The following is a 235-nucleotide window of genomic DNA, read 5'->3' on the forward strand; positions in this document are numbered from 1 at the left end:
TCTCACATGGGGAGACCCCACACTACCATCGGCGCTACGGCGTTTCACTTCTGAGTTCGGCATGGGGTCAGGTGGGACCACCGCGCTACGGCCGCCAGGCAAATTCATTTAATCCAAAACAAGCTTTCATAATGAATGACTCTGTTGTCTCTTCACTATGCTGAAAAATTCTTTCTTCGTCTCTCAACTCAAAACACCTTCGGTGTTGTCAGGTTAAGCCTCTCGGTTCATTAGT

Annotated in this window: 1 rRNA gene; it reads right to left on the bottom strand. The window is 48.5% G+C overall.

Annotation, left to right across the window (positions count from 1 at the left end):
• A 5S ribosomal RNA gene (gene rrf, locus AAZR23_RS20850) occupies positions 1-99 on the bottom strand; the annotation flags it as partial.
• Positions 100-235 lie beyond the last annotated feature (136 nt).

The organism is Morganella sp. Je.2.23 (assembly GCF_051129855.1).
In the GTDB taxonomy this organism is placed as follows: domain Bacteria; phylum Pseudomonadota; class Gammaproteobacteria; order Enterobacterales; family Enterobacteriaceae; genus Morganella; species Morganella sibonii.